This is a genomic window from Nocardia sp. NPDC058499 (assembly GCF_042719915.1).
Classification (GTDB): domain Bacteria; phylum Actinomycetota; class Actinomycetes; order Mycobacteriales; family Mycobacteriaceae; genus Nocardia.
Genome location: NZ_JBHXMZ010000001.1, coordinates 676,889 through 703,072, shown reverse-complemented (window position 1 = coordinate 703,072; position 26,184 = coordinate 676,889). Strand labels below are relative to the sequence as shown.

23 protein-coding genes are annotated in these 26,184 nt (G+C 68.4%); 19 read left to right on the top strand and 4 right to left on the bottom strand.

Annotation, left to right across the window (positions count from 1 at the left end):
* Positions 1-2: 2 nt before the first annotated feature.
* A complete protein-coding gene (locus tag ACFWPH_RS03220) occupies positions 3-755 on the bottom strand; it encodes an IclR family transcriptional regulator (protein WP_378747817.1) in 753 nt (250 codons plus the stop codon).
* A gap of 162 nt (positions 756-917) precedes the next feature.
* Here ACFWPH_RS03220 and ACFWPH_RS03215 point away from each other — a divergent pair, with 162 nt between their 5' ends.
* The 3 genes from ACFWPH_RS03215 (at position 918) to ACFWPH_RS03205 (ending at position 4,128) form a co-directional block, all read left to right on the top strand.
* A complete protein-coding gene (locus tag ACFWPH_RS03215; RefSeq protein WP_378747816.1) occupies positions 918-1,733 on the top strand; it encodes an SDR family NAD(P)-dependent oxidoreductase in 816 nt (271 codons plus the stop codon).
* 27 nt (positions 1,734-1,760) lie between these two features.
* Positions 1,761-2,675, top strand: coding sequence for an NAD-dependent epimerase/dehydratase family protein (locus ACFWPH_RS03210; protein WP_378747815.1), 915 nt, complete (start codon positions 1,761-1,763; stop codon positions 2,673-2,675).
* Positions 2,676-2,763: 88 nt separating this feature from the next.
* A complete protein-coding gene (locus tag ACFWPH_RS03205; RefSeq protein WP_378747814.1) occupies positions 2,764-4,128 on the top strand; it encodes an MFS transporter in 1,365 nt (454 codons plus the stop codon).
* Positions 4,129-4,169: 41 nt separating this feature from the next.
* Here the strand turns inward: ACFWPH_RS03205 and ACFWPH_RS03200 are convergent, their stop codons facing one another.
* The gene (locus ACFWPH_RS03200; RefSeq protein ID WP_378747813.1) at positions 4,170-6,503 is read right to left on the bottom strand and encodes a molybdopterin-dependent oxidoreductase; all 2,334 of its coding nucleotides are present in this window, start codon (positions 6,501-6,503) and stop codon (positions 4,170-4,172) included.
* A gap of 355 nt (positions 6,504-6,858) precedes the next feature.
* On the opposite strand from ACFWPH_RS03200, the gene ACFWPH_RS03195 reads away from it, so the two are divergent.
* From ACFWPH_RS03195 to pdxS, 16 genes are all read left to right on the top strand, one after another.
* Entirely contained in the window at positions 6,859-7,443 is a 585-nt protein-coding gene (locus ACFWPH_RS03195; protein WP_378747812.1) for a biotin transporter BioY, read from the top strand.
* Complete coding sequence (locus tag ACFWPH_RS03190; protein WP_378747811.1) at positions 7,436-8,557, top strand: AMP-binding protein; 1,122 nt, start codon at positions 7,436-7,438, stop codon at positions 8,555-8,557. The genes ACFWPH_RS03195 and ACFWPH_RS03190 overlap by 8 nt, the downstream gene beginning before the upstream one ends.
* The gene (locus ACFWPH_RS03185; RefSeq protein ID WP_378747809.1) at positions 8,554-9,681 is read left to right on the top strand and encodes a thiolase family protein; all 1,128 of its coding nucleotides are present in this window, start codon (positions 8,554-8,556) and stop codon (positions 9,679-9,681) included. Before ACFWPH_RS03190 ends, ACFWPH_RS03185 begins: the two co-directional genes overlap by 4 nt.
* On the top strand, positions 9,678-10,358 hold the full coding sequence (locus ACFWPH_RS03180; RefSeq protein WP_378747808.1) for an energy-coupling factor ABC transporter ATP-binding protein: 681 nt from the start codon (positions 9,678-9,680) through the stop codon (positions 10,356-10,358). Before ACFWPH_RS03185 ends, ACFWPH_RS03180 begins: the two co-directional genes overlap by 4 nt.
* Positions 10,355-10,957, top strand: coding sequence for an energy-coupling factor transporter transmembrane component T family protein (locus ACFWPH_RS03175; protein WP_378747807.1), 603 nt, complete (start codon positions 10,355-10,357; stop codon positions 10,955-10,957). The genes ACFWPH_RS03180 and ACFWPH_RS03175 overlap by 4 nt, the downstream gene beginning before the upstream one ends.
* Entirely contained in the window at positions 10,950-12,437 is a 1,488-nt protein-coding gene (locus ACFWPH_RS03170; protein ID WP_378747805.1) for an AMP-binding protein, read from the top strand. Before ACFWPH_RS03175 ends, ACFWPH_RS03170 begins: the two co-directional genes overlap by 8 nt.
* 420 nt (positions 12,438-12,857) lie before the next feature.
* Positions 12,858-15,164 (top strand): SulP family inorganic anion transporter, encoded by a 2,307-nt coding sequence (locus ACFWPH_RS03165; RefSeq protein WP_378747804.1) that lies wholly within the window; start codon positions 12,858-12,860, stop codon positions 15,162-15,164.
* A 276-nt stretch (positions 15,165-15,440) separates the two neighbouring features.
* On the top strand, positions 15,441-15,956 hold the full coding sequence (locus ACFWPH_RS03160) for a TIGR02611 family protein (protein WP_378747802.1): 516 nt from the start codon (positions 15,441-15,443) through the stop codon (positions 15,954-15,956).
* Positions 15,923-16,633, top strand: a complete 711-nt coding sequence (locus tag ACFWPH_RS03155; RefSeq protein ID WP_378747801.1) for an IucA/IucC family C-terminal-domain containing protein — start codon at positions 15,923-15,925, stop codon at positions 16,631-16,633. Before ACFWPH_RS03160 ends, ACFWPH_RS03155 begins: the two co-directional genes overlap by 34 nt.
* A 392-nt stretch (positions 16,634-17,025) precedes the next feature.
* A complete protein-coding gene (gene thrS / locus ACFWPH_RS03150; protein ID WP_378747800.1) occupies positions 17,026-19,098 on the top strand; it encodes a threonine--tRNA ligase in 2,073 nt (690 codons plus the stop codon).
* A 36-nt stretch (positions 19,099-19,134) separates the two neighbouring features.
* Complete coding sequence (locus ACFWPH_RS03145) at positions 19,135-19,734, top strand: HIT family protein (RefSeq protein WP_378747799.1); 600 nt, start codon at positions 19,135-19,137, stop codon at positions 19,732-19,734.
* 63 nt (positions 19,735-19,797) lie between these two features.
* Positions 19,798-20,466, top strand: a complete 669-nt coding sequence (gene pgsA, locus ACFWPH_RS03140) for a phosphatidylinositol phosphate synthase (protein WP_378747798.1) — start codon at positions 19,798-19,800, stop codon at positions 20,464-20,466.
* Complete coding sequence (locus tag ACFWPH_RS03135) at positions 20,463-21,434, top strand: phosphatidylinositol mannoside acyltransferase (RefSeq protein WP_378747796.1); 972 nt, start codon at positions 20,463-20,465, stop codon at positions 21,432-21,434. Before pgsA ends, ACFWPH_RS03135 begins: the two co-directional genes overlap by 4 nt.
* Positions 21,431-22,555 (top strand): glycosyltransferase family 4 protein, encoded by a 1,125-nt coding sequence (locus tag ACFWPH_RS03130; RefSeq protein WP_378747795.1) that lies wholly within the window; start codon positions 21,431-21,433, stop codon positions 22,553-22,555. The genes ACFWPH_RS03135 and ACFWPH_RS03130 overlap by 4 nt, the downstream gene beginning before the upstream one ends.
* Positions 22,555-23,613 carry an NUDIX hydrolase gene (locus ACFWPH_RS03125; RefSeq protein WP_378748229.1) on the top strand — a complete coding sequence of 353 codons (1,059 nt, stop codon included), beginning with the start codon at positions 22,555-22,557 and terminating at the stop codon, positions 23,611-23,613. Before ACFWPH_RS03130 ends, ACFWPH_RS03125 begins: the two co-directional genes overlap by 1 nt.
* A gap of 586 nt (positions 23,614-24,199) precedes the next feature.
* A complete protein-coding gene (gene pdxS / locus ACFWPH_RS03120) occupies positions 24,200-25,120 on the top strand; it encodes a pyridoxal 5'-phosphate synthase lyase subunit PdxS (protein WP_280416798.1) in 921 nt (306 codons plus the stop codon).
* A 197-nt stretch (positions 25,121-25,317) separates the two neighbouring features.
* Here the strand turns inward: pdxS and ACFWPH_RS03115 are convergent, their stop codons facing one another.
* Together ACFWPH_RS03115 and ACFWPH_RS03110 are read right to left on the bottom strand one after the other, a co-directional pair.
* Positions 25,318-25,668 carry a hypothetical protein gene (locus tag ACFWPH_RS03115; protein ID WP_280459464.1) on the bottom strand — a complete coding sequence of 117 codons (351 nt, stop codon included), beginning with the start codon at positions 25,666-25,668 and terminating at the stop codon, positions 25,318-25,320.
* Between the two features lie 2 nt (positions 25,669-25,670).
* Positions 25,671-26,129 carry a prevent-host-death protein gene (locus ACFWPH_RS03110; protein ID WP_280459463.1) on the bottom strand — a complete coding sequence of 153 codons (459 nt, stop codon included), beginning with the start codon at positions 26,127-26,129 and terminating at the stop codon, positions 25,671-25,673.
* Between the last annotated feature and the right edge of the window lie 55 nt (positions 26,130-26,184).

Sequence of the window (26,184 nt, the reverse complement as noted above, 5' to 3'; positions counted from 1 at the left end):
TGCTAGGCACCCAATCGGCTCTGCCGGTATCGGGTGGGACGCCGCTGGGTCGTACCGGCGCGGGGCAGATCCAGTCGCCGTCCGATTTCGGCCGCCGCGGTCTGCACCGACAGGTGTATCCGCTGGTCCGCGCGGATCTTGGCGACCGAGCCGAAAACCGAGACCGCGGCAGGCTCCCCGTGACCCATCGTCCCGATCGGCGCCGCCACACAGCTGAAACCTTTCATGCACCGCTCGTGCTCGTAGACCATGCGCAGTTCCCGTGCCCGGTCGATATCCGGTGAGGCGGCGGGGGCGGGCCGGTCGAGGGCAAGCAGGGCCTTGCCGATCGCCGAGGTCTCCGCGCGCATCCGGCTGCCGACCCGCGACCGGATACCCGTGACGAGTTCCCCGCCGACCTTCTCCAGATAGACCACCTCGTCGCCGTCGAGTACGCCCAGATGCACAATGCAACCGGTCACCCGGTGCAACCAGTGCAGGCTGGGGAGCGCGGCCTGCCGTAGCGCGTTCTGCTGGGATGCGGCCGAGCCGAGCTCGATGATGCGCATACCCAGCTGGTATTTCTTGCCGTGCCGGTGCACCCAGCGCAACGCGACCAGCTGTTCCAGCGCGCGATGCGCCGAAGACAGCGGTAATCCGGTGGCCGCGACGATCTGTGACAGGTTCATGGGTTCGGCGCCGTCGAGCACATCGAGGATCGAGGCCGCGCGCTGCATGACTCCGGTCGGGGTCGCGCGGGAATTCTGCGACCGCATCCGGTCTCCTTCCTCATCGGACGACGCGACGGGATAACTCCACGTCAGGGGGCCGCATCGCTCCTCGCACCATAGATTGCGCCGGGTGCGGCGGGGACGAATACTTCCACTGTCCGGAAACTTCGCTATCGGACGCCGATGCCGGCGGGTTGTAATCCGTGGATGACCGAACTCTGCTCATTCACTCCCGCTGCGCTGCTCGCGGGCCGGCGGGCCGTGGTCACCGGTGGTGCCGCCGGTATCGGCGCCGCCGTCGCGCGGGCCTTCGCCGCGCACGGTGCCGACGTCCTGGTCGCCGATATCGAGCCGATCGGTTCTGCCGATTTCGATGCTGCCGCGGGCGGCTCGATAACGCACGTGAAATGGGATGTGCGGGAATCGCCGTGCCCGCCCGCCATCGTCGAGCACCGGCCCCACGTACTCGTCAACAACGTCGGCCACTACCTGCAACCGCCGCATACCTTCGCCACCAACGCGCCCGCGTTGTGGGACGAACTGCACGACATCAATTTCGCGCACGTCCTGCGCCTGACCCATGCGCTGCTACCCGGGATGACCGAGCGCGGCACCGGTTCCATCATCAACCTCACCACGGTCGAGGGCCATCGCGCGATCCCCGGCCACGCCGTGTACTCGGGGTACAAAGCCGCACTGACCGGATTCACCCGGTCGCTGGCCGCGGAAATCGGTCCCGCCGGAATCCGCGTCAACGCCATCGCCCCGGACCTCATCGAATCGGTCCAGGTGCCCTACGCCACGCTCGTTCCCGAGGAGGACCGGCACCTGTGGCCGACCTGGTCACCGCTCGGCGGTCCGGGACAGCCGGACGATGTGGCCGGTGTGGCGCTGTTCCTCGCCTCCGACCTGTCCCGCTTCGTCACCGGCGGCACTATCCACGTCGACGGCGGAACCCACGCCGCCGGTGGCTGGGTGCCGCGCCACTCCGGCGGCTGGACCAACCGTCCCCGTAATCCCTGACCCGACGCACCGAAAGTCCTCTCAGTTATGAAGATTCTGATCATCGGCGGCACCGGCATGGTCGGCGCGCACGCCGCGCTGCACCTGCGTGAACACGGCGACGACGTCACCATCGCGGCACGCGGGGAGATCCCCGGCAACTCCCCGGTCGCCGGATTCCCGTTGCTCACAGGCGATTACACCGTTCCCACATTCACCCGGGAACAACTGTCGCGGTTCGACGGTATCGTGTTCTCCGCCGGCCAGGATGTGCGGCACAAGAAGGCGGAGGACGACCCTGCACAATTCTGGGCGGATACCCAGATCGAGGGCGTGCCGCGGTTCGCCGAACTCGCCAAACAGGCCGGTGTGGGCCGTTTCGTGCAGGTCGGCAGCTACTACCACCAGCTGCGACCGGACCTCGCGGACAACAACCCGTATATCGCCGCCCGCAAGGCAGCCGACGAGGGTGCCCGCGCGCTCGCGGACGAATCGTTCAGTGTGTGCACGCTCAATCCGCCCTCGATCATCGGCGCGGTTTCCGGTGCCTCGGCCCGCCGCTATCGGCGGATGGTCTCGTGGGCGGCCGGGAACGAGCCCGATATCCCCGATTTCGCCCCGGTCGGCGGCACCAACTACATGTCCGCCGCCTCACTCGCACAGGCGATCCGCGGTGCCCTGGTCGACGGGGAATCCGGTGCGGCGTACCTCATCGGTGACCAGAACCTCTCGTACCGGCAGTTCTTCCAGATGATGGTCGACGCCGCGGGCGGGGCGCGGGAAATCACCGAACGCGACGAACAGCATCCGCTGCTGCCGGACGCCGCCATCATCCAGGGCCGCGGCAACACGCTGGCCTACGAACCCGATGCCGGCGAGGTGCGCCGGCTGGGTTACACCCGCAACGACTGCGCCCGGGCCGTCGAAGCACTCATCGACGTGGCCCGCACGGCCACACACTGAACCATCCGATTTCCGCGCGCCGGGCTACGGCGAGATATTCGCCGTAGCCGGTCCGCGCCGAGGCTTGATCACCGACGCTGGAGTCCCCATGTACACAGAGAAACAACCGCCGAGAGCCGAATCCCCGGCGGCCGCCGCAACGCCGGACGCGGCGAGCGACAACACGCAATTGCGTAAAGTCGCGCTGTCGAGCCTGCTCGGCACCGTCCTGGAGTACTACGACTTCCTTCTCTACAGCACCATGGCCGCCCTGGTCTTCGGCAAGCTGTTCTTCCCGTCGTCGAACTCGGCCGCCTCGACCATCGCCGCCTTCGGCACGCTCGCCGCCGGTTACGCGGCCCGGCCCATCGGCGGCGTCCTGTTCGGTCATTTCGGCGATCGGCTCGGGCGGAAATCGATGCTGATCGTGACCATGGTGATGATGGGCGGCGCCAGCTTCGTCATCGGTCTGCTTCCCGATTACGCGACGATCGGTGTGCTGGCTCCGATCCTGCTGGTCGCGCTGCGCCTGGTCCAGGGCATCGCGATCGGCGGCGAATGGGGTGGGGCGGCACTCATGGTGATCGAACACGCCGACAAGGATCGTCGCGGTAGATGGGCCGGGATCATGCAACTCGGCTCCCCGATCGGCTTCCTGCTCTCCACGGTGGTGGTCATGGTGGTGACCATGCTCCCGGACGAGAGCCTGTACTCCTGGGGCTGGCGTCTGCCCTTCCTGCTCAGCGGCGTGCTGGTGGCCGTCGGCCTGTATGTGCGCCTGGGTGTGGTGGAGAGCCCGGTCTTCCGGGAGGCCTTGGAACAGGCCGAATCCGAGTCCGAACCGAAAGCCGCAACACCGCTGGTTCAACTGCTGCGCAACCCGCGCCCGCTCGTCCTGGCGTGCGCCGCGGGAATCGGGCCGTTTGCGTTGACCGCGCTCACGACCTCGCACATCATCGCCTACGCTACCGATACCGGATACGACGAATCCGAGGTGATGCGCACGCTGGTAGCGATGTCGGTGGTATCGCTGGTCTGCATTCCGTTGTTCTCCGCGTTGTCGGACCGGCTGGGCCGCCGGGCCGTCACACTGGCCGGTGCCCTGGGCGCCGTGGTTTTCGCGCTCCCGCTGTATGCCTTGGTGAACACCGGTTCGGTCCTCTGGCTGACCGTCGGGCTGCTGATCGCGCAGGTGGTGCAGAACCTCATGTACGCGCCGCTGGCGCCCCTGCTGGCGGAGATGTTCGGTACCGAGATGCGGTACACCGGTGTATCACTCGGCTATCAGATGGCCAGCCTGATCGGGGCCGGCTTCGGTCCGCTGATCGCGAGCAGTTTCGTCGCCTCGACGGGGGGCTCCAGTCTGCCGCTCAGTGCGATCATCGGGGTCACCGCGCTCGTCACGGCCACGGCGATCTGGCGTATGGCCGAAACCCGCGGGCGCGATCTGACTGCGGAGTTCGTTCGCGGGTAGGCAGCTGCGGCGGCGACGTGAGCGCCGGGAGGAGACGCCGGTCACCGGATCGAGCCGGCGTCCACCAGTGGCGGCGGTGTGCCGACCGACAACGGCGGGAGTTCGCCGTCGTAGCGTTCGGCCTCCACCAGACAGCTGTTCGCGGAGGGGCCCTGGGCCAGCGAACTGGTGCCGATATCGTTGGTGACCGTATTCGGGTTGCCGTGCACATCAAGCGATTCGGGATCGGAGGGGTCCAGCGGGTCGTACCAGGCGCCGGTCGCCATATGCACCACACCGGGCCGTACCGCATCGCTGATCCGGACGCCGGCGAGCAGGGCGCCGCGATCGTTGTGGACCTGGGCGATATCGCCGTCGCGCAGCCCGCGCGCGGCGGCGTCGGCGGGATTCATCCGCAACGGCTCGCGTCCGCGGACCTTGGCTTCCCGGCTGGTGACGCCGTGATCGAGCTGGCTGTGCAGGCGGGTCGCGGGCTGGTGGGAGAGCAGATGCAGCGGAAAACGTTGCGCCGCCCGGCCGCCGAGCCATTCCTGCGGCGGGAACCAGGCGGGATGGCCGAGGCAGTCCGGATAGCCGAATCCGGCGATGGTCCGGGAGAAGAGTTCGATCCGGCCCGACGGAGTCCGCAACGGGTGCCGCTGCGGATCGTCGCGGAACTGTTCGAGGACGTGGCGGGACTCCGGGAGCTGCGGCCGCAGATCGAGGGGCCCGCCGGCGCAGAAATCCGCGTACTCGGGTAATCGGATACCGGCGGCCGCGGCATTGTCCACAGTGGTACGCCACAGCTGTTCCACCCACTGCCGCGCGGTCCGCCCTTCGGTGAAACGCTCCGCGAAACCGAGTCGTTCGGCGAGACCGGTGAAGATCTCGTAATCGTCGCGTGCCTGGCCGTACGGTGCGAGGCTGCGGTGCATGGGCGTCAACCAGTGATCGGTGCGTCCACCGGTGAAATCCTCCCGCTCCGCGGAGGCGGTGGTGGGCAGCACGATATCGGCCAGCCGGGCGGTCGCGGTCCAGCTGATCTCGTTGACGACCACCGTGCGCGGCCGCGACCATGCCCGCCGCAGCCGGTTCAGATCCTGGTGATGGTGGAACGGATTACCGCCGGCCCAATAGATCAGGTCGATCGGCGGATAGGTGAGGGACCGCCCGTTGTAGTCGACCGTGCCGCCGGGGCGTTCCAGCATCTCGGTGAGCCGGGCGACCGGAACGATATCGGCCACCGGATTTCCCGGCTGCGGCAGCACACCGATCTCGAAGGGCAGATAGCGGCGCTGCATATTGTTGGTCATCCCGACTCCAGTACCCATGAGCACCCCGCCTCCCGGTAGCCCGATATGGCCCAGCGCGGCCGCGAGCGCCCACGCGGCCCAATAACTCTGCTCACCGTGCTCGGCACGCTGCAGGGCGTACGGCAATCCGATCAGGCAGCGTTCGCGGGCCATCAGCCGGGCCAGCGCGCGGATCTCGGCTGCCGGGACCTCGGCGAGCTCCGCGGCCCATTCCGGTGATTTGGGTATGCCGTCGCTGCGGCCGGTGAGGTACTCGGCGAGCCGGTCGAAGCCGGTGCAGTAGCGATCGAGGAATGCGCGGTCGTGCAGGTCTTCGGTGAGGAGGGTGTGCAACAGGGCGAGCATGATCGCGGCGTCGCTGTGCGGGCGGCACGGTATCCAGCGGGCAGCGAGGGCCGGGTCGCAATCGTCGCGGACGGGACCGATATGGACGATTTCGATACCGGCTTCCCGCAGCGCGGTAAGTCTGCCCGGGCCCGGATGTGCCCCGATACCACCGGGGTTGACCTGGGTGTTGCGTTGCGGGGCGCCACCGAAGAACACGATGCGGGCACAGTGCCGGGTGATCTCCTCGGTACTGGGCGCCTGCCGGGCGGCGACGTAGGCGTTCATACCGAGGACGTGGGGAATGAGCACCTCGGCCGCCGCGAACGAATAGGTGTCCACCGACGCCGTATAACCCCCGAAAAGCTGCAGGAAGCGGTGGACCTGCCCCTGGGCGTGGTGGAATCGGCCGGCCCCGGCCCACCCGTAGGAACCGCCGTAGATGGCCCGGTTACCGCCGGTCGCGCGGGCCGTGCGCAGTGCGTCGGCGGCGATATCGAGCGCCTCGTCCCAGTCGACCTCGACGAAGGGTTCGCGCCCGCGGAGCGTGGGATCGGCAGCACCCCGATCACGGTAATAGCCGAGGCGTATTGCCGGTCGGGCAATGCGGTGGGCCGGATCGTGCAGCGCGGCCAGCGAGCGCCCGATAGGGGAGGGGTGCGGGTCGTCGCCGTGCGGTGTCACCGAGAGCGTTCCGTCGGCGGCGGTGTCGACGAGGTAGTTCCCCCAGTGGGTGGCGGTGGGTCGGGCCCGTGTCATCGTCATCCTTCCCGGCGCCGGGCGGCCGGTCACCCCGCCGGCGGGGTGCGGTTCCGGCCCGCGGTCACCGTCTGCCACGCCCGAACCGCTCGGCAGTGGGCGTGTCTCGTGTTCAAGTGTGCATGCGGGCCCCGGGTACCACGTATGCGCGTCCGGAAGCGTAGGGGCTGCGGGCGGTGGTGCTACCTGCGCACGCACGGGACGAGGACGGGTATGGCCCACGCCGTCACGAGTACCGCCTGCCCGGTGCGGCGCAGGCGGGGTATGCGAGTCCGGGCGGGGTCGCGTCTGTGGACGGCGAGCGCGTTGCTATCTTGAACGACGTTCAAGCTCGAGTTTTGCGAAGGATGGCGTCATGAACGGTGTCGAGGACTCGCGGGCGCCGAAGACTCGCACCACTTCGCGGGATATGGCGCAGATCGCGGTATTCGCCGCGCTCATCGCCGCACTGGGCCTGCCGGGCGCGATCACGGTCGGCTTCAGCGGGGTGCCGATCACCGTGCAGACTCTCGGCGTCATCCTCGCCCCCGCCGTGCTGGGAGCGCGGAAGGGGACCGCGGCGGTCGCGGTGTTCATCGCGCTGACGATCATCGGCCTGCCGCTGCTCTCCGGCGGGCGCACGGGACTCGCAGCGCTGGCCGGCCCCAGCGCCGGCTATCTGGTCGGCTGGATACCGGCCGCCCTGGTCATCGGCCTGCTCACGGCACGGATCGTGCCCAAGTACCCGCTGGTGCCCGCACTGCTGATCAACGCGGTCGGCGGAATCGCGGTCATCTACCTGTTCGGCACCCTCGGCCTGCTGCTGCGCACCGACCTCGGAGTACTCGCTGCGATCCAGGCCAACGGGGTTTTCCTGCCCGGTGACCTGCTGAAAGTGGTTGTCGCCACGATCGTGGCCAAAGGTGTGCACCGTGCCTACCCGGGGTTGATCCGTGGATAGCCGCATACTCGGCGGTGCCGCGGCGGCGCCCGCGCTCGACCTCGGCGGCCGCACCCTCGCCTACGCCGAACTCGACCGCGCCGTCGATCACTGGATCGACCGGCACCCACCGGGACCGCATGGTTACGACGCCTCCACCCTGCCGGTCGCCGACGCCCTCATCTGTATCTGCGCCGCCGCGCGGCTCGCCGTGCCGGTCGTTGTCGAGGATCCGGCCGCCCGCCCGCACCGATCCGCCTGGCCTGCCGACGCGTTCCTGCTGGTCGCCACCTCCGGCTCCACCGGCCGCCCGCGACCGCTGGCCCGCACCGCCGCCTCCTGGTACGACAGCTTCCCGGACTTCACCGGGATCACCCGGGTGACCCCGCAGGACCGCGTGCTGCTCACCGGCCCGCTGCACGCGACCATGCATCTGTTCGGTGCCCTGCACGCGCTGTGGTGCGGTGCCTGCGTCACCGACGATCCGGCGCAGGCCACCGCAGTGCATGCCGTTCCCGCGGTCCTGCGTGAGCTGCTACCGCGGGCGCCGCGGCTGCGGACCGCGATCGTGGCCGGTATCGCGGCCGATCCGGGTGCACTGGCCGCGGCCCGCCACCTGCGCGTCGTCGAGTACTACGGCGCCTCCGAAGTGTCGCTGGTCGCGGCCCGGGAGGTCCCCGCACCCCTGCGCGTGCTGCCCGCGGTCGAGACGCGGATCCGGGACGGGTTGCTACACGTACGGTCCCCGTACACCGTGCTCGGCGCGCCGGAATGGTACTGCGTCGGCGATATCGCCGAACTGGGCGCCGACGGTGAATTACGGGTGCACGGCCGCGGCGAAGCGGTGATCAATGTCGGGGGCACCACGGTCGTCGCCGAGGATGTGGAGCGGGTGCTGGGTGGCATCGACGGCGTCGCGGTCGCGGCCGTGATCGGCAGCCCCCATGCGGTGTTCGGCGAAACCATCACCGCGGCAGTCCAATTGGATGGCGCCGAGATCGACGAGGTCCGGCGGCGGGCGCGCGGGCTGCTCACCCGGGAAGCGATGCCGCGGCGCTGGGTACCGGTCCGGGAAATGCCCACCACGGCCGCTGGGAAAATCGCCCGCAGCCGGTTGAAAGACTTGCTCGTATGAACCTCGACCCCGTTTTCGTCGCCGCCCGGCGCACCCCCATCGGCACGGCCGGTCACGGGTTCGCCGATCACACCGTCACCGATCTGGCGGCGCCGGTGCTCGCCTCCGTGGCCGGGACGCTGCGCGATGCGGGCGTGGAACTCCCGATCGATGATGTCGTCCTCGGTAACTGCCTGGGACCCGGCGGCGACCCGGCGCGCGTCGCGGCATTACAGGCCGGCCTCGGCCCGCAGGTGCCCGGAGTGACCGTCGACCGGCAGTGCGGTTCCGGGCTGGACGCGGTGATCCAGGCGGCGCTACGGATCCGCAGCGGAGCCGACCGGCTCATCCTGGCCGGTGGCGCCGAATCGGCCAGTACCGCGCCCTGGCGGTTCTGGCCGCCGGTGGCCGGCGCCGACCCGGTGCGCTACACCCGGGCCCCCTTCGCCCCGGCCGGTTTCCCCGACCCCGATATGGGTGTCGCCGCGGATGATCTCGCCCGGGTCCGGGGAATCTCGCGGGAACGCCAGGACGAATACGCGGCCCGCTCGCACACACTGGCCGCGGCCGCGGATTTCAGCCCGGAGATCGTGCCGGTGGCCGGTGTGAACCGGGACGAACGGATCCGCGCCGGGATGACCACCGCGCGCCTCGCCCGGCTCCGGCCCGGTTTCGGAACCGACGGCACCGCGACCGCCGGAAACTCCTGCGGTATCTCCGACGGTGCGGCTGTGGTAGCGGTGACGACCGCGCAGGAGGCGGCCGGGCTCCCGGCGCTGCGAATCGTGGCCACCGCCGTCGCCGCCGGTGACCCGGCGCTGCCCGGCCTCGGCCCGGTACCGGCGATCCGTGCGGTCCTGCGCCGCGCCGGTCGCTCAGTATCCGATGTGGGAGTAGTCGAGATCACCGAGGCCTTCGCCTCGGTGGTGCTGGCGGTTTCGGACGAGCTGGGTCTCGACGAATCGCTGATCTGCCCCGACGGTGGCGCGATCGCCATGGGGCATCCGTGGGGTGCCTCGGGCGCCGTCCTGCTGGTGCGGCTGGCGAGCCGCATGCTGCGCCCGGGTGGTCCTGAACTCGGCCTCGCCGCTTGTGCTATCGGAGGCGGTCAAGGTGTCGCGATGCTGGTGGAGCGTGCGGCGTGAGTGAGATCGTTTTCGATTCGGTGCACCATTCGTTCGGTGAGCGGCGGGTGCTGCGGGGTATCGATCTGCGGATCGAGGAGCGGCGCGTCGGGATCGTCGGCGCGAACGGGTCGGGGAAATCGACCCTGGCCCGCATGATCAACGGCCTGCTCACCCCGGCCGCCGGGACCGTCACGGTGGACGGTGTAGATACTGCCCGCAAAGGGGCGAAGGTCCGGCGCAAAGTCGGGTTCGTGTTCACCGACCCCGATACCCAGATCGTCATGCCCACGGTCGCCGAGGATCTGGCCTTTTCGCTGCGGCGCAGCGGTCTGGCCAAGACGGAGGTCGCCGCGCGAGTCGCCGAGATCCTCGACCGGTTCGGGCTCGCGGGGCATGCGGAGCATCCGTCGCATCTGCTCTCCGGTGGGCAGAAACAGTTGCTCGCCCTCGGGGCGGTGCTGATCCGCCGGCCGGAGGTGATCGTCGCCGACGAACCCACCACCCTGCTGGATCTGCGCAATGCCCGGATCATCGCCGAGGCGCTGGACGCCGTCGATCAGCAGGTGATCGTGGTGACCCATCAGCTGTCGCTCCTGGCCGGATTCGACCGGGTGATCGTTATCGACGACGGTGCGGTCGCCTTCGACGGCGATCCTGCCGCTGCGCTCCCGGCCTATCGGGAGCTGGTCGAGTGATCGGGCTGTACCGGCCGGGTGATTCGCCGGTGCACCGCACACCGGCGGGGATGAAACTGGTGCTGCTGCTGGTACTCATCACGGCGGCCACGGTGTTCGTGCGTACCCCGCTGCAGCTGGGTGTGGCCGCCCTGGTCGCGGCAGGACTGTTCGTACTGGCCCGGATCCCGTGGCGCGTCGCTGGGGAACAGCTGCGCCCGATGGTGTGGATGCTGGCGATCATCGCGGTCTTCCAGGTGCTGACCACCTCACCGGCGCGGGCAGTCGTCGTGTGCGGGTTGCTGCTGTTGTCGGTGGCGCTGGCCGCGCTGGTCACGCTCACCACCCGGGTCACCGACATGCTGGACGCGATCACGCGGGTGCTGGGGCCGTTGCGGCGGGTCGGCGTGGACCCGGACCGGATCGGCCTACTGCTGGCGCTGGCGATCCGCTGCGTCCCGCTGCTGGCGACGATCGTGCGCGACGTCGCCGAAGCGCGGCGAGCACGGGGTCTGCAATGGTCGATGACCGCACTGGTCACTCCCGTGCTGGTGCGCTCGTTGCGGACCGCCGACGCGATGGGGGATGCGCTCGCGGCACGCGGGGTCGACGATGACTGAACTGCTCGCGCAACGTATCGCACGGCAGGTGCTGGCGCGGTCCGCGGCGCGGGCCGTTCGTACTGCAGACGAGTGCATCGATTATTCCGGGTTCTGGGCGCGGGTCTCGCGGGTCGGCGCGGGCCTGGCCGGTATGCGGCGGGTCGCGGTACTGCCGACCTCGGATATCGACTCGCTGGTCACGGTGGTGGCGGCCATGCGGGCCGGGGTCTGCGTGGTGCTGTTGCACCGGCATCTGTCGCCGGACCAGTTGCGGCGGGTGCTGACCGTGACCCGACCCGGCGCCGTGGTGGCCGTGGCGGCGCAGCATCGGCGGTTGCGGCGGATGGGGTTCGACGGCGTACCGCGCACCGCGGCCGAGCTGGAGTGCGCCGGGTCGGCCGGCGACGCCCGGCCCGGCTCCGAACTGCTCATGGGTGTCACCTCCGGGACCACCGGAGAACCGAAACTCTTCGTCCGGGATCAGGCGTCCTGGGCGGCCACCCTGGACCGATCCGACCGGACCTTCGATATCGGGCCGGGCGATACGGTGGCGGTGCCCGGGGTGCTGGACCATACCCATTTTCTCTACGGCGCCCTGCACGCCCTGACCCGCGGCGCGACGGTCGACCTGCGCCCGGCCGTGGACGCGCTCGCCCACGGTGCGACCCACCTGTACTCGGTGCCGACCCTCGCCTGGGATGTCGTGCGTTCGGCAAGCGGTCCGTACCCGCACGTGCGGGAAGTGCTGTCCTCGGCGGCGCGATGGCCCCGGAGCGGGCGGGCCGCGCTGCGCGAAGTATTGCCGAATGCGGCGCTCACCCATTTCTACGGCGCATCCGAACTCAGCTTCGTCTCGTTCGACCGGGGCTTCGGTAGAGCAGATGAACACGGTACCTCCGGAGCCGGCAGTGACCATGCGGCGCGCGGCGCGGACGGCACGGTCGGAGGCGTTAGCGACGGTGCTGCCGGCGACTATTCGGTGGGGGAGTTGTTCGACGGGGTCGAGGCGGAGATTCGCGACGGCCGGGTGTTCGTGCGCAGCGATATGGTTTTCTGCGGCTATCTGACCGAAACCGGTGTGGTGGACGGGCCGGTGGACGGATGGGTCTCGGTGGGGGATCGCGGTGCCCTGGACGGCCGGCGGCTGCGGTTGTTCGGCCGGGACAGCGAGATGCTCATCCGGGGCGGGTTGAACGTCGAACCGGCGGCGGTGGAGGCCGCCCTGACCGCGATCCCCGGTATCACTGAGGCCGTCTGTCTCGGGGTCGCGGATGACCGCTGGGGGCAGGTACCGGTGGCCGCAGTGGTCGTGGACGGGCGGGCACCGGATCCCGCGGAGATCCGCCGGCAATTGCGCGCGGTGCTGCCGGGCCCGAGTGTGCCGGTGCGGGTTCAGGTGCTCGACACGCTCCCGCGTACGCCCCGGGGCAAAGTGGACCGTCCGGCTGTGATCGCCGTGCTCGGCGGGTCCGGCCGGAGTAACCACGACTCGCCGTGACACGTTGCGGTTTTGCAGCGATTGTCATTTTCGTCACGTCATATCTATTGCCAAGCTTGGGTAGTTCTTTACTATAAGAGGAGTTGACGAACAGCTACGCCGCGTGATGGCCACCGGGTTCCGGCCATCCGTGCCGGTTGTGTTCGTCTACTCATAATCTCCTGTTCTGCAAGGTTTTTCGGCAGTATTCGGGTTCGTAAGCGATCGGACGACGTCGTTCGGTGAGATATCACCAGCAGTGGAGGTGCCCTCTCAGGCTTTGATAAGTCTTTACTCATACTATGGCGACGGTTTAAGTCTCGGCCCGTTGCCGTGCCGAGTACCTACTTCACCGCGAGATGCCGGTTCGCGGTCTGTGCCCGACTGGACATATTGATCGTCAACCGACCTCGGCTCCGGCCGAGTCGGCGAAGGAGAGCGATGGCAATCAAAAGACCGAATCCCCCGGGGACACAAACTGGCCGGGATCCGGAGGGCTCGCCGCCTGCCGGGTCCGGGGCTCGTTTCGATTCCTCTCGCATCACCTCGATCCTGCGTCACGACGTACCGGCCTCGATCGTGGTATTCCTTGTCGCGCTACCTCTTTCGCTAGGTATCGCGATCGCGTCCGGGGCCCCCGTGGCCGCCGGACTCATCGCCGCTGTCATCGGCGGAATCGTCGCCGGTTCACTCGGCGGCTCCCTCCTGCAGGTGAGCGGCCCGGCCGCGGGACTCACCGTGATAGTTGCCTCGTCCATTCAGCAATTCGGTTGGAAGGTAACGGGTTTCATTGTCGTCGTGGCCGGTGTCCTGCAGATCGTTTTCGGTCTCAGCCGGATCGCGCGAGCGGCATTGGCGGTGGCGCCGGTGGTGGTGCACGCGATGCTCGCGGGTATCGGTGTCACCATCGCGCTGCAACAGTTGCACGTACTGCTCGGTGGTGAATCCAACAGCACCGCCTGGAACAACATCACCGACCTTCCCGCACAGCTGATTTCGCTGCACGGGCCCGCCGCGTTGCTCGGCGTGGTGGTGATCGCAATCATGCTCGGCTGGAAGTATCTGCCCGAACGAATCAAGGTCGTTCCCGGCGCCCTGGCCGCGATCGTGGCGGCCACCGTGCTGTCGCTGGTGCTGTCTCTGGATGTCAAAAGGGTCACCATCGACGGCTCGCTGTTCGACGCGATCGGACTGCCCGAGCTGCCCCGCAGCGACTGGGCCGCGATCGTAGTGATGATCCTGACCTTCGCCCTGATCGCCAGTGTGGAGAGCCTGCTGTCGGCCGTTGCGATCGACAAGATGCATACCGGTCCCCGCGCCGACTTCGATCGCGAGATGATCGGCCAGGGGTCGGCGAACGTCCTGTCGGGGCTGCTCGGCGGCCTGCCCGTCACCGGCGTCATCGTGCGCAGTTCCACCAACGTCGCCGCGGGTGCGCGCAGCCGCGCCTCGGCCGTACTGCACGGCTTCTGGGTGCTCATCTTCTCGGTGGCGCTGGTCTCGTTCGTCGAACAGATTCCACTGGCCGCGCTGGCCGGTCTGCTGATCGTCATCGGCGTGCAGCTGGTGAAGCTGGCCCATATCCGGCTCGCCCATCGCACCGGCGATCTGCTCGTGTACGGAGTCACCCTGCTGGTGGTGGTGTTCGTGAACCTGCTCGCGGGCGTGCTCATCGGCCTGGCGCTGGCGTTCGCACTGCTGATCTGGCGTGTCGTGCGCGTCGCGGTCAGCGCCGAACCGCTCGGCGGCACCGACCGCTGGCTCATCCGGATCGACGGTTCCTGCACCTTCCTGTCGCTTCCGAAACTGTCCACCATGTTCGCGACGGTGCCGCAGGGCGTCGCGGTCACCGTGGAGATGACCGTCGACTTCCTCGACCACGCCGCCTACGACGCCATCACCGACTGGGCCCGCCAGCACGAGAGCAATGGTGGCACAGTTGATTTCGTAGAAATCGGCGAAGCGCGGATGGCGCGTGCCGAGGCAGCGCCGCCGTCACGCAGCCTCGGCCGCGTGGTGCTCGACGATGTCCTCGGGCCGTGGCGGGTCGATCGCAGCGGGTCGGCGGACGGGTCCGGCGACAAGGACGATCCACTGGTCACCGGTATCGCCGCCTACCACCGCGGCCACGCGCATCTGATGCGGCCGCACCTCGACGAACTGCGCGACGGGCAGGATCCCGATTCGTTCTTCCTCACCTGCTCCGACTCCCGGATCGTGCCCAATGTGATCACCAACAGCGGTCCGGGCGATCTGTTCACCGTCCGCAATGTCGGCAACCTCGTACCCGAACACGGGGACGCCTCTGTCGAAGCGGCACTGGTCTTCGCGCTCGAGAAGCTCAACGTCCGCTCGGTGGTGGTGTGCGGGCACTCGTCCTGCGGTGCAATGGGCGCCCTGCATTCGGGTGAGTCCGCAGGCCCCGGAATCGACAACTGGCTCGAACACGGGCAGGCAAGCCTGACCCGCTACCGCGCCGGTCACGCGGTGGGCCGGGCTGCCGAAGGCGCCGGCTTCGGACCGGTGGAGCAGCTGAGCATGGTCAACATCGCCGTTCAGCTGGAGAATCTGCACCGGCACCCGTCGGTCCGCCGCGCCGTCGACGAACGCGGGGTCGCCGTCTCCGGATTGTTCTTCGATATCGCCAGCGCCCGCCTCATCGAGGTTCGCGTGGACGGGATCGCGCCGATCGAGAACGACGGTGTGCTGCAACAGTTACATCGCGAGACAGCTTCGGCCGGGAAATAACGCTCGGTGTTCTCCGGAGGCCGGGACCTTTCCGTACCAGCGGTGAAGGTCCCGGCCTCCGGTATCGGAGAGAAGGCCGGAACCTCGTCGGCGCCGAGACCGGGGCGTCGCCGGGTGCGTTGGGTTCGGCGGCGGCCGGTACCCGTGGGCGCGGGTGCCGACCGGCGTTGCTGGTCGGTTCGGTTCCGTATGGCCGGCATGCGGCAGCTGCCGAATCGGCAGGGCCGGTGCATCACGTTTTGGAGATCGGGCCGGTGTGCCTCGTAGGCTGGTTTCGTGGAGAAGTCTTCCGATACTGCGGTCGGGCGGGGCGCCGTGCGCGCTGAGGCAGCATCGACACCGGGCACCGGTACCGAGCCGGATGTGGGAGGTGACGGTGGGCCGGAGCGGTCGGGACCCGCCTTCTGGCGTGCCTTCCGCGGGCGGATCGCCGGGCGGCCTACGCTCGAATTGGTCTACCGGGTCGGGGTGGCCGTGGTCGGCACGGTGGTGTTGGTGGTCGGCGTGATCACCATTCCGTTCCCCGGGCCCGGATGGGCATTGGTTTTCGCCGGTATCGGCATCCTCGCCACGGAATTCGCGGTGGCGCGGCACGCACTGGTCTGGCTGCGGGACAAATACCGGCGCGGTATGGCCTGGTATATCTCCCGCGGGCCGTTGATGCAGGTACTGGCGTTCCTGGTGACCTGCGCGGTGGTCGTGGCCACGCTGTGGATACTCGGTACGTTCGGATTGGTCGGCGGCTGGATCGGAATCGAATGGCAGTGGTTGCACAGTCCTCTGATGTCGTGAAAGCGGCGCCGGGGCAGATGCTGGGGGACGAATCGTGGCTGGCCGCCCGGATCGCGGACCTCAACGCTTCCTGGGGTACCGATTCGATGCGGGTGGGCGCCACGCTGTGGTGGTGTATGACCGCCTCGGCGCTGGTCGAGCCGGTGGTGCGGGCCCTGGCTCGACAGACTCCGATCGCGGCGCCAGAACTCGACCGGCTGGAGCTGACGCTTCGCCCGGACGGCACGGTCGAGAGGATACGAATCCTCGATGCCGATGCCGATGCCGATGCCGATGCCGATGCCGATGCCGATGCCGATGCCGATGCCGATGCCGATGCCGATGCCGATGCCGATGCCGTCCCGGGGGCCCTGCGCGCCACTCTCGCCACAGTGATCGATCGGCTCGCCGCTGTCTCCGGAGTGCGGGCGCCGGCACTGTGGGCTGTCGTCACCGATGTGATCGCCAGTTGGGCGGTCGACGCGCGGGCACCGGAGATCGGGCAGCGGCTGGCCGCCGAACTCGGGCCCGCCCTGCCCGCACCGCGGTTCGTCGACGTCGCGGGCCGGACATTCGTGCGTCGCGCCTCGTGTTGTCTCGTCTACGAGGCCCCGGGCTGCGAGAAATGCGTCAGCTGCCCCAAACGCCCGCCGGCCGAACGTGCAGCCTTGCTCGCGGACTACATACGGCCCGCCTGACACCGGGCAGTGTGTTTCGGGCACAGAGCCACGCTCAGGACACGGAGCCGTACAACCGCGGACCGGGGCCGGCGCGGGTAGCGAGGCGAACCGGTTCGCTGTCGCGGGCGGGTTCGTGATGCTGAGATCGGTTCGTACGGCGCAGACGCGCGGCCGCCGCCGGCGAGGGCAGACCGCGAATGACGGGACTGCGCGCGGTCCTGCCGGTGTCCTGCCCGGTCCATCGACACGCGTCCGGGTGTGTCCCGATAGCATGGTCGCGGCCGGGCACTGTCCGGTTACCGATCGACGGACGAGCCGTCACCGAACCGGGGCAGCCGGGAGGGGCGGTCCGTCCGAAGCCGAGCGAGCCGGAGCGGATCCGGCCGCGGAAACCCGAGGAGAGCGCCACCGTGACCACCACAGCCCCCCGCAGCCCAGTCACCCCCGTCCGGGTGCCGGCCGGGACTACGGCGGGTGCCGCGGTTCGTGAGGCGGGTCTGCCGACCAAGGGCCCGGATACCGTGGTGGTCGTCCGGGATGCCGCGGGTGATCTGAAGGATCTGTCCTGGGCGCCGGAACTCGATACCGAGGTCATCCCGGTCGCCGCGAACACCGACGACGGTCGCAGCGTGATCCGGCATTCGGCCGCGCATGTGCTCGCCCAGGCGGTGCAGCAGGAGTTCCCCGAGGCGGTACTGGGGATCGGCCCGCCCATCAAGGACGGCTTCTACTACGACTTCCGCGTCGACCGTCCCTTCACTCCGGAGGATCTGGCGAAGCTGGAAACCCGGATGAAGAAGATCGTCAAGGGCGCGCAGCGCTTCTCCCGGCGCGTGGTCGAGGTGGATCAGGCGCGTATCGAACTGGCGAAGGAGCCGTTCAAACTCGAACTGATCGGGGACAAATCGGGGATCGACGATCCGGAGATCATGGAGGTCGGCGGCAACGAGCTGACCATCTACGACAATCTCGACCCGCGCAGCGGCGAACGTCTCTGGGGCGATCTGTGCCGCGGTCCGCATATCCCCACGACCAAATTCATTCCGGCCTTCAAACTGACCCGCAGTTCCGCCGCCTACTGGCGCGGCGACCAGAACCGCGAAGGCCTGCAGCGTATCTACGGCACCGCGTGGGAATCGGCGGAGGCGCAGGACGAATATCTGACCCTGCTCGCCGAGGCGGAGAAGCGCGATCACCGCAAACTCGGTGCGGAACTGGATCTTTTCTCGTTCCCCGACGAACTGGGTTCGGGCCTGCCGGTGTTCCATCCGAAGGGCGGCATCATCCGCAAGGAGATGGAGGACTACTCGCGCCGGCAGCATGTCGAAGCGGGCTACGAGTTCGTCAACACTCCGCACATCACCAAGGCGCATCTGTTCGAGACCTCCAAGCACCTCGAGTGGTATGCCGAGGGCATGTACCCGCCCATGCATCTGGACGCCGAACTCAACGAGGACGGCACTGTCCGGAAACCGGGCCAGGACTACTACCTCAAACCGATGAACTGTCCGATGCACAACCTGATCTACCGGTCGCGGGGCCGGTCGTATCGGGAACTGCCGCTGCGGTTGTTCGAATTCGGTTCGGTGTACCGGTACGAGAAATCCGGTGTGGTGCACGGCCTGACCCGTGCCCGCGGCTTCACCCAGGACGACGCGCATATCTATTGCACCGAGGAACAGGTCGTCGAGGAACTGACCGGCACCTTGAACTTCGTGCTCGACTTGCTGAAGGCTTACGGCCTCGACGATTTCTACCTGGAACTGTCGACCAAGGACCCGGAGAAGTACGTCGGCTCCGACGAGCTATGGGACGAGGCGACCGCGACCCTGCGTCAGGTCGGGGAGGCCTCCGGGCTGGAACTTGTCCCGGATCCGGGCGGCGCCGCGTTCTACGGCCCGAAGATCTCGGTGCAGACCCGCGATGCGCTGGGCCGCAACTGGCAGATGTCGACCATCCAGCTCGACTTCTTCGAACCCGGCCTGTTCGAACTCGAATACACCGCCTCCGACGGCACCAAGAAGCAGCCGGTGATGATCCACCGCGCGCTGTTCGGGTCGATCGAACGCTTCTTCGGAGTACTCACCGAGCACTACGCGGGCGCGTTCCCGGCCTGGCTGGCGCCGGTGCAGGTGGTAGGAATCCCGGTCGCCGACACCTTCGTCGAACACCTCGACGGTGTGGTCGCGCAGTTGCGGTCGGCCGGTGTCCGCGCGGAGGTGGACCGCGGTGACGACCGGATGCAGAAGAAGATCTTCAACCACACCGCGCAGAAGGTGCCGTTCATGCTGCTGGCCGGTGCGCGGGATGTGGAAGCGGGTGCGGTGAGCTTCCGGTTCCGCGACGGAACCCAGGTCAACGGGGTGCCGGTGGCCGATGCGGTACGACTGGTCGTGGACTGGGTGCAGCGCCGGGACAACACCTCACCCACCGCGGAATCGGTACGTCCCCTGGTGGACGGTGCGGGCGGTGCGCCCGAGTGATACCGGGTCCGCCCGGGCGGGGAAAGGGTATGGATTATGAGTGAGCGCACGGTGCCGGACGGTCTGACCGGATCGGAAACCGAGGCGGCCGAGCGGGCCGAGGAGATCGTGGACCGCGGTGCGGGCGAACCCGACCGGTTGCAGCGGTTGTGGACGCCCTACCGGATGTCCTACATCGCGGAGGCCGCCACGTCCGCGCCCAAGGGCGCGACCGGTCATCCCTTCACCGATATCCCCACCATGTCCGATGAGGACGGGCTGGTCGTGGCCCGCGGCGAGCAGGTGTACGCGGTGCTGAACCTGTACCCCTACAACCCCGGGCACATGATGGTGGTGCCGTATCGCCGGGTGGCGAATCTCGAGGATCTCACCGCCGCCGAGGCCGCGGAGCTGATGGAGTTCACCCAGCGCGCCATCCGGACGATGAAGAAGGTGTCGCGGCCGCACGGTTTCAATGTGGGACTCAATCTGGGCGGGGTCGCCGGTGGCTCCCTCGCCGACCACCTGCATCAGCACATCGTGCCGCGCTGGGGTGGGGACGCCAATTTCATCACCGTGATCGGTGGAGCGAAGGTTATGCCGCAGCTGCTCCGCGAAACCCGGGCCCTGTTGTCGGCGGCCTGGGAGGAGGCGTAGATGCCGCGACCTACGAGGGCCGCGCAGACGACGGCAGGAGGCTGTGATGAGCTGGGGGCGTAGGTGCTGAGCATCTTCGGGCGGGCGACCTTCGCCAAGGCCACCGCGCCGCTGGGGAAAGCGCTGGTGAGTACCGGGCTGACCCCGGATGCCGTCACCCTGATCGGCACCGCCGCGTCGATCGCGGCCGCTGTCACGCTGTTCCCCACCGGGCACCTGTTCTGGGGGACCATGGTGATCTGGCTGTTCGTCATGTTCGACATGCTCGACGGCGCGATGGCCCGGGCGCGTGGCGGCGGTACCCGCTACGGCGCCGTCCTCGACGCCACCTGCGACCGGGTGGCCGACGGCGCGATCTTCGGGGGTCTGGCCTGGTGGGCGGTGTACCACGAGCAGAGCAAACCGCTGTTCGTCGCCACCCTGGTGGTGCTGGTGACCTCGCAGGTCATCTCCTACGCCAAGGCACGCGCCGAGGCCAGTGGGCTGTCCGCCGACGGCGGGCTCATCGAACGGCCGGATCGGCTGGTGATCGTGCTCGTCGGCGCCGGGCTGACCGGTATCGGCGGCTACTGGGGAATCGAATGGCTGACCTGGGCAGTCCATGTGGCCATGTGGGTTCTGGCCGTGCTCAGTATCGTCACCGTGGCCCAGCGGGTGCTGGCGGTGCGTAGTTCGCCGGGTGCCCGCGAGATCCTGGGCGCATCGAATTCGGGAACGGAGCAGCCGTCGTGAGCGGGTGGCGGGCGAATCTGAGTGACCGTGGGTACGCGGCCGGCTGGCGTCTGGTGCGGGCCCTGCCCGACTCCATGGCGCGCACAGTGTTCGACCGCGGCGCCGATTTCGCGGCGCGTAAAGGTGGGCCCGTGCAGTTGCGGCGCAATCTCGCCCGGGTGCTCGGGACCGCGCCGGAAGCGGTGCCCGACGATCTGGTCCGGGCGAGTATGCGCTCCTACGCCCGGTACTGGCGCGAAGCGTTCCGGTTACCGGCCATGGATCACCGGGATCTGGTGGAGTCCGGCCGGATCGTCGTCGAGGGCCTCGACCATCTCGACGCCGCGCTGGCCCGCGGCCGGGGGGTGGTGTTCGTGCTGCCGCATTCGGGGAACTGGGATATGGCCGGGACCTGGCTGGTACAGAACTACGGAACCTTCACCACTGTCGCCGAACGGCTGAAACCCGAATCGTTGTTCGAGCGTTTCGTCGCCTACCGGGAAAGCCTCGGATTCGAGGTGTTCCCGTTGACCGGCGGCGAACAACCCCCGTTCGGCGCGCTGGCCGAACGGCTACGCGCGAACAAAGTCGTCTGCCTGATGGGGGAGCGTGATCTGACCGGGCGCGGGATCCCGGTGACCTTCTTCGGTGAACGCACCTGGATGCCCGCGGGGGCGGCGAAGCTCGCGATCGACACCGGCGCCGCGCTGATGCCCGTGCATGTCTGGTTCACCGTCGACGACAGCGGCCGCGAAGGCTGGATGGTGCGTACGCGGGAACCGCTCGACGTATCCGATGGGGTCGCCGCCGCGACCCAGGCGCTGGCGGATTGTTTCGCCGCCGGTATCGCCGGCCACCCCGCCGATTGGCATATGTTGCAGCCGCTGTGGGAAACGGATCTGTCCGAGGCGCGGCTGGACCGGATCGCCGCCGAACAGGCGCGGCACGGCAGCCGGCCGGTCGGCTCCGGGGAAGATATCGCCCGATGAAGATCGGCATGGTCTGCCCCTACTCGTTCGACGTTCCGGGGGGTGTGCAGGCGCATGTGGTGGAACTGGCGCAGGTTTTCCGGGAGCGCGGGCACAAGGTGAGCGTGCTGGCGCCCGCGTCGGACAGTACCGAGCTCCCCGATTTCGTGGTGTCGGCCGGACGGGCCGTCGCCATCCCGTACAACGGGTCGGTGGCCCGGTTGTCGTTCGGGCCCACCGCGTATACGCGGATCCGGAAGTGGATCGAGGGCAACGATTTCGATGTCCTGCACATCCACGAACCGAACGCGCCGAGCCTGTCCATGCTGGCGCTGAAGATCGCCGAGGGGCCCATCGTGGCCACCTTCCACACATCCACCACGAAATCGCTGATCCTGGCCACTTTCCAGGGGGTACTGCGGCCGTATCACGAGAAGATCAGCGGGCGGATCGCGGTGTCGGAACTGGCCCGGCGCTGGCAGGTGGAGGCGCTCGGCTCGGATGCGGTGGAGATCCCGAACGGTGTCGATGTGCAGGCGTTCCGCCGGGCGCCGCTGCTACCGGGCTATCCGCGGCCCGGGCGGACCGTACTGTTCCTCGGTCGCTACGACGAACCCCGCAAAGGGATGCAGGTACTGCTCGGTGCGCTCCCGGCCCTGGTCGCCCGCCATCCCGACGTCGAAATCCTCGTCGTGGGGCGCGGTGACGAGGCCCGGCTGCGCCGGGAGGCCGGACCACTGGCCCGGCATCTGCGCTTCCTCGGGCAGGTGACCGATACCGAGAAGGCGTCGGCCATGCGGAGCGCGGATGTCTACGTGGCGCCGAACCTCGGCGGGGAGAGTTTCGGCATCATCCTGATCGAGGCCATGGCCGCCGGAACCGCGGTCGTCGCCAGCGAACTCGACGCGTTCCGTCGGGTCCTGCGCGACGGTACCGCCGGTGTGCTGGTCCCGACCGGTGATTCCACCGCGTTGGCCGGTGCGCTGGACGAACTGCTCACCGACGATATCCGCCGGACCGAACTCGTGCACACCGCGACGCAGGTCGTCGGATCCTACGACTGGCCGGTGGTGGCCGAACAGATCCTGCGGGTCTACGAAACCGTGGTGGTCGGCGATCTGCGGGTCCGGGTGGCCGAATGATCACCTTCTCCGCGACCACCGTCCTGGTTCTCGCGCTGATCGCCGCGCTCGTCGTGGCGCTGGGGGTCTGGGCGTACTCCACGGCGAACCGCCTGGACCGCCTCCATGTCCGCACCGACCTCGCCTGGCATGCGCTGGACGGGGCACTGGCCCGCCGTGCCGTGGTGGCGCGCGCGGTCGCGGTCTCCCTGTCCGGCCCCGCCCCGCCCGACCCCGCCGCCGATCCGAAACCCGCCGAACTCGCCCGCCGCCTGACCGTCCTCGCCGACCGGGCCGAACGCACCGGCCGGGAGGACCGCGAAGCGGTCGAGAATCAGCTCGCCGTCACCCTGTCGGCCGTCGATATCGCCGGGCTGCCCCCGCAGCAGGTGGCCGAACTCGCCGACGCCGAAGCCCGGGTGCTCATCGCGCGCCGATTCCACAACGACGCCGTCCGCGACACCCTCGCCCTGCGCACCCGCCGTCCGGTGCGCTGGCTGCGCCTGGGCGGTACCGCGCCGATGCCCACCTACTTCGAGATCGCGGAACGCGCCACCCCGGCGGCCGCGACCGGCCTGGACGTCGATACGACCCGGGTCTCGGCGCGGGTCGCGATCCTGGACGGGCAGGACCGGATCCTGCTCATGCGCGGCCACGATCCGATGCTCCCGGAGGTGTCGTTCTGGTTCACCGTCGGCGGCGGTGTGGAACCAGGGGAGAGCCTGCGGGCGGCGGCGGTCCGCGAACTCCACGAGGAAACCGGCTACACGGCCGATCCGGCCGCGCTGCGCGGCCCCCTCTGGCGCAGGGTGGCGGTTTTCCCGTTCAACGGCGACCTGATCCGCTCCGAAGAACTCTTCTTCGCCCTGCGGGTCACCGAATTCGCGCCCGAACCCGCCGATCTGACCTACGTCGAACAGCGTTCGATCACCGGCAGCCGCTGGTGCGGACCGGCCGATATCCGAGCCCTGGACACGGCCGGTGAAACGGTATACCCGTACCATTTGGACGAACTGCTGCCCGAAGCCGCCCGGGCTGCCGATGCCGATACCGACCCGGAAGTCCGGTCGATTCGTTAGCGCCCCGCCCCGGAAAACACCACCAGACGTAACGACGGCGGCGCCGAGGTAACCACGGCGGCGCCGAGTCCAGCGAGGCCCTGAAAGGGTTCGGCCCGTCGTCCATGCGTTCCGCCCGCGAGACAATGCGGCGCAGCCGCGAGTATCGCGGGCGGAACGCATGGACCTGAAGGGCCGAACCCCCGCGCGCGCCAGCGCGCCAAGAATACTGTGATGGGTTTCACTCGGCGTGATAACGTCAGCGCAGTTTGACGCACCGAGGTTGTGTCGATTCGGTGTGTGGAGGTGAAGAAGTGTCCTACATCCTGTTCGATTACCTGTTGCCGATTCTCGGGCCCAGCGCCGCTGAGTACTGGGCGAAGCTGCTGGTGGTCAACCCGATCTGAGTCGGATTCCCATGCCCCGCCGGGCCGGTGTCGCACCGGTCCGGCGGTGTTTTATCCGGTCCAGTTTCTCTGGTGGTGCACATAACGCCAGGTCGTGATCAGTCCAGTGCTGCCGGACTGGATATGAAGGCCGATTCGGGGCGCACCTAGACTCGTGGTGTTCATCGACGATTTCCCCTGCACCGGACACAGGAGCTGCCGTGACCACGCCCGAGACCGCCCAGACCACCGAAGCAACCCGCGAGGCCGGTACCGCCCGCGTGAAGCGCGGTATGGCCGAGATGCTCAAGGGTGGGGTGATCATGGATGTGGTCACCCCGGACCAGGCCAAGATCGCCGAGGACGCCGGCGCCGTCGCGGTGATGGCGCTCGAGCGGGTGCCCGCCGATATCCGCGCCCAGGGCGGCGTCTCCCGGATGAGCGACCCCGATATGATCGACGGGATCATCGAGGCCGTATCCATCCCCGTGATGGCCAAGGCCCGGATCGGGCATTTCGTCGAGGCGCAGGTGCTGCAGAGCCTCGGGGTCGACTACATCGACGAATCCGAGGTGCTCACCCCCGCCGATTACGCCAACCACATCGACAAATGGCAGTTCACCGTGCCGTTCGTCTGCGGTGCCACCAACCTCGGTGAGGCGCTGCGCCGGATCACCGAAGGTGCGGCGATGATCCGCTCCAAGGGTGAGGCCGGTACCGGCGATGTCTCCAATGCGACCACCCATATGCGTCAGATCCGTCAGGAGATCGCCCGGCTGGGCTCGCTGCCGGCCGACGAACTCTATGTCGCCGCCAAGGAACTGCAGGCCCCCTACGAGCTGGTCCGCGAGGTCGCCGAAACCGGGAAGCTGCCGGTGGTGCTGTTCACCGCGGGCGGTATCGCCACCCCGGCCGACGCCGCGATGATGATGCAGCTCGGTGCCGAGGGTGTGTTCGTGGGTTCGGGCATCTTCAAGTCCGGCAATCCCGAACAGCGCGCGAGCGCCATCGTGAAGGCCACCACCTTCTACGACGACCCCGATGTGCTGGCCAAGGTCTCCCGCGGCCTCGGCGAGGCGATGGTCGGGATCAATGTCGAGGACATCGCCCAGCCGCACCGGCTGGCAGAACGCGGCTGGTAAGCGGGGCGATCGGGGCACGCCACCTATGTCTGGCGGCGGGACCACCCCGATCGGCGGCCCTACGGCCGTGGCCCCGTGCCGTGATCCATGATCGACGGCACGGATATGTCGAGTGGGCGCCTCGGTAGTGAGCGTGAACACCCTGTGCGCCGCCTCGACGTCGCTGGTCGCGTGCTCCATCCGCACGCGACCAGCTTCTACTTCGTCTCGTTCGGATGGCTCGTGTGCACCTGTTCCAGGAACACCGTGCGCTCGTCGACGTAGTACCAGATGCGTGCGGTGCCCTTCGCGGTCGGCTTGTGCTGCCAGCGCTCATGGGCCGCGCCGCCCCGTTCGATGACGCCGAGCTCGCCCTTCAGTCGGTAGTTCGTCGGTGTCGTGTCCAGAGGTGTCCGCGTGAGGAAATCCCAGGATTCCGTCATCGGGTTGCGGATCGTCGCGACGAGATCCCGCCATCCCCTGCGAGCATCGTTGGTTGCGAAGCGGATCTCGTACTCGGTCTTCCTCGGGGGACGGGGGACCAGCTCGCCTTTCTTGGCGGCCGCCACGGCTACGGACGCCCCACGGTCTCATCTTCGTCGAGCCACTCGAGGTCGGCGCTGCCGAGCCCAGCGGCGATAGCTGTGGCCGTCTCCTTCCAGGATGTCAGCTCGGCGATGGCCAGATGTGGCTGGTCGGTGGAGAACGAGGCGCGCGCGGCGTCCACCAGATCCTGCGCGCAAGACTCCCGGTCCGCCGACGACAGCGCCAGCATCCAGGGGAATGCCTTGGACATGCGCTCGGCGAGCGAGCCGTGGTCGTCGAGGGTGACTGTGATGAGCTGTGCGGCGAAGTTCAGCAAGCGCGCGCGGCCCTCGGCCTCGCGTTGCGACATCAGCACCAGGGCCTCGCCGTCGCGCCGAGTTACCGTCACGGGGTGGTCCTCGGCCTCGGCGAAGACTTCGGCGGAGTGCTTGCTCAGGTCTGAGGAGCGCCGGGTTGCCACGGGTAGGCCTGCCGCAATGGTCATGGACTCATGGTATTCGGAATATGTTCGGAAGTCTAGGGTCCAGCGGTGCGGGCGG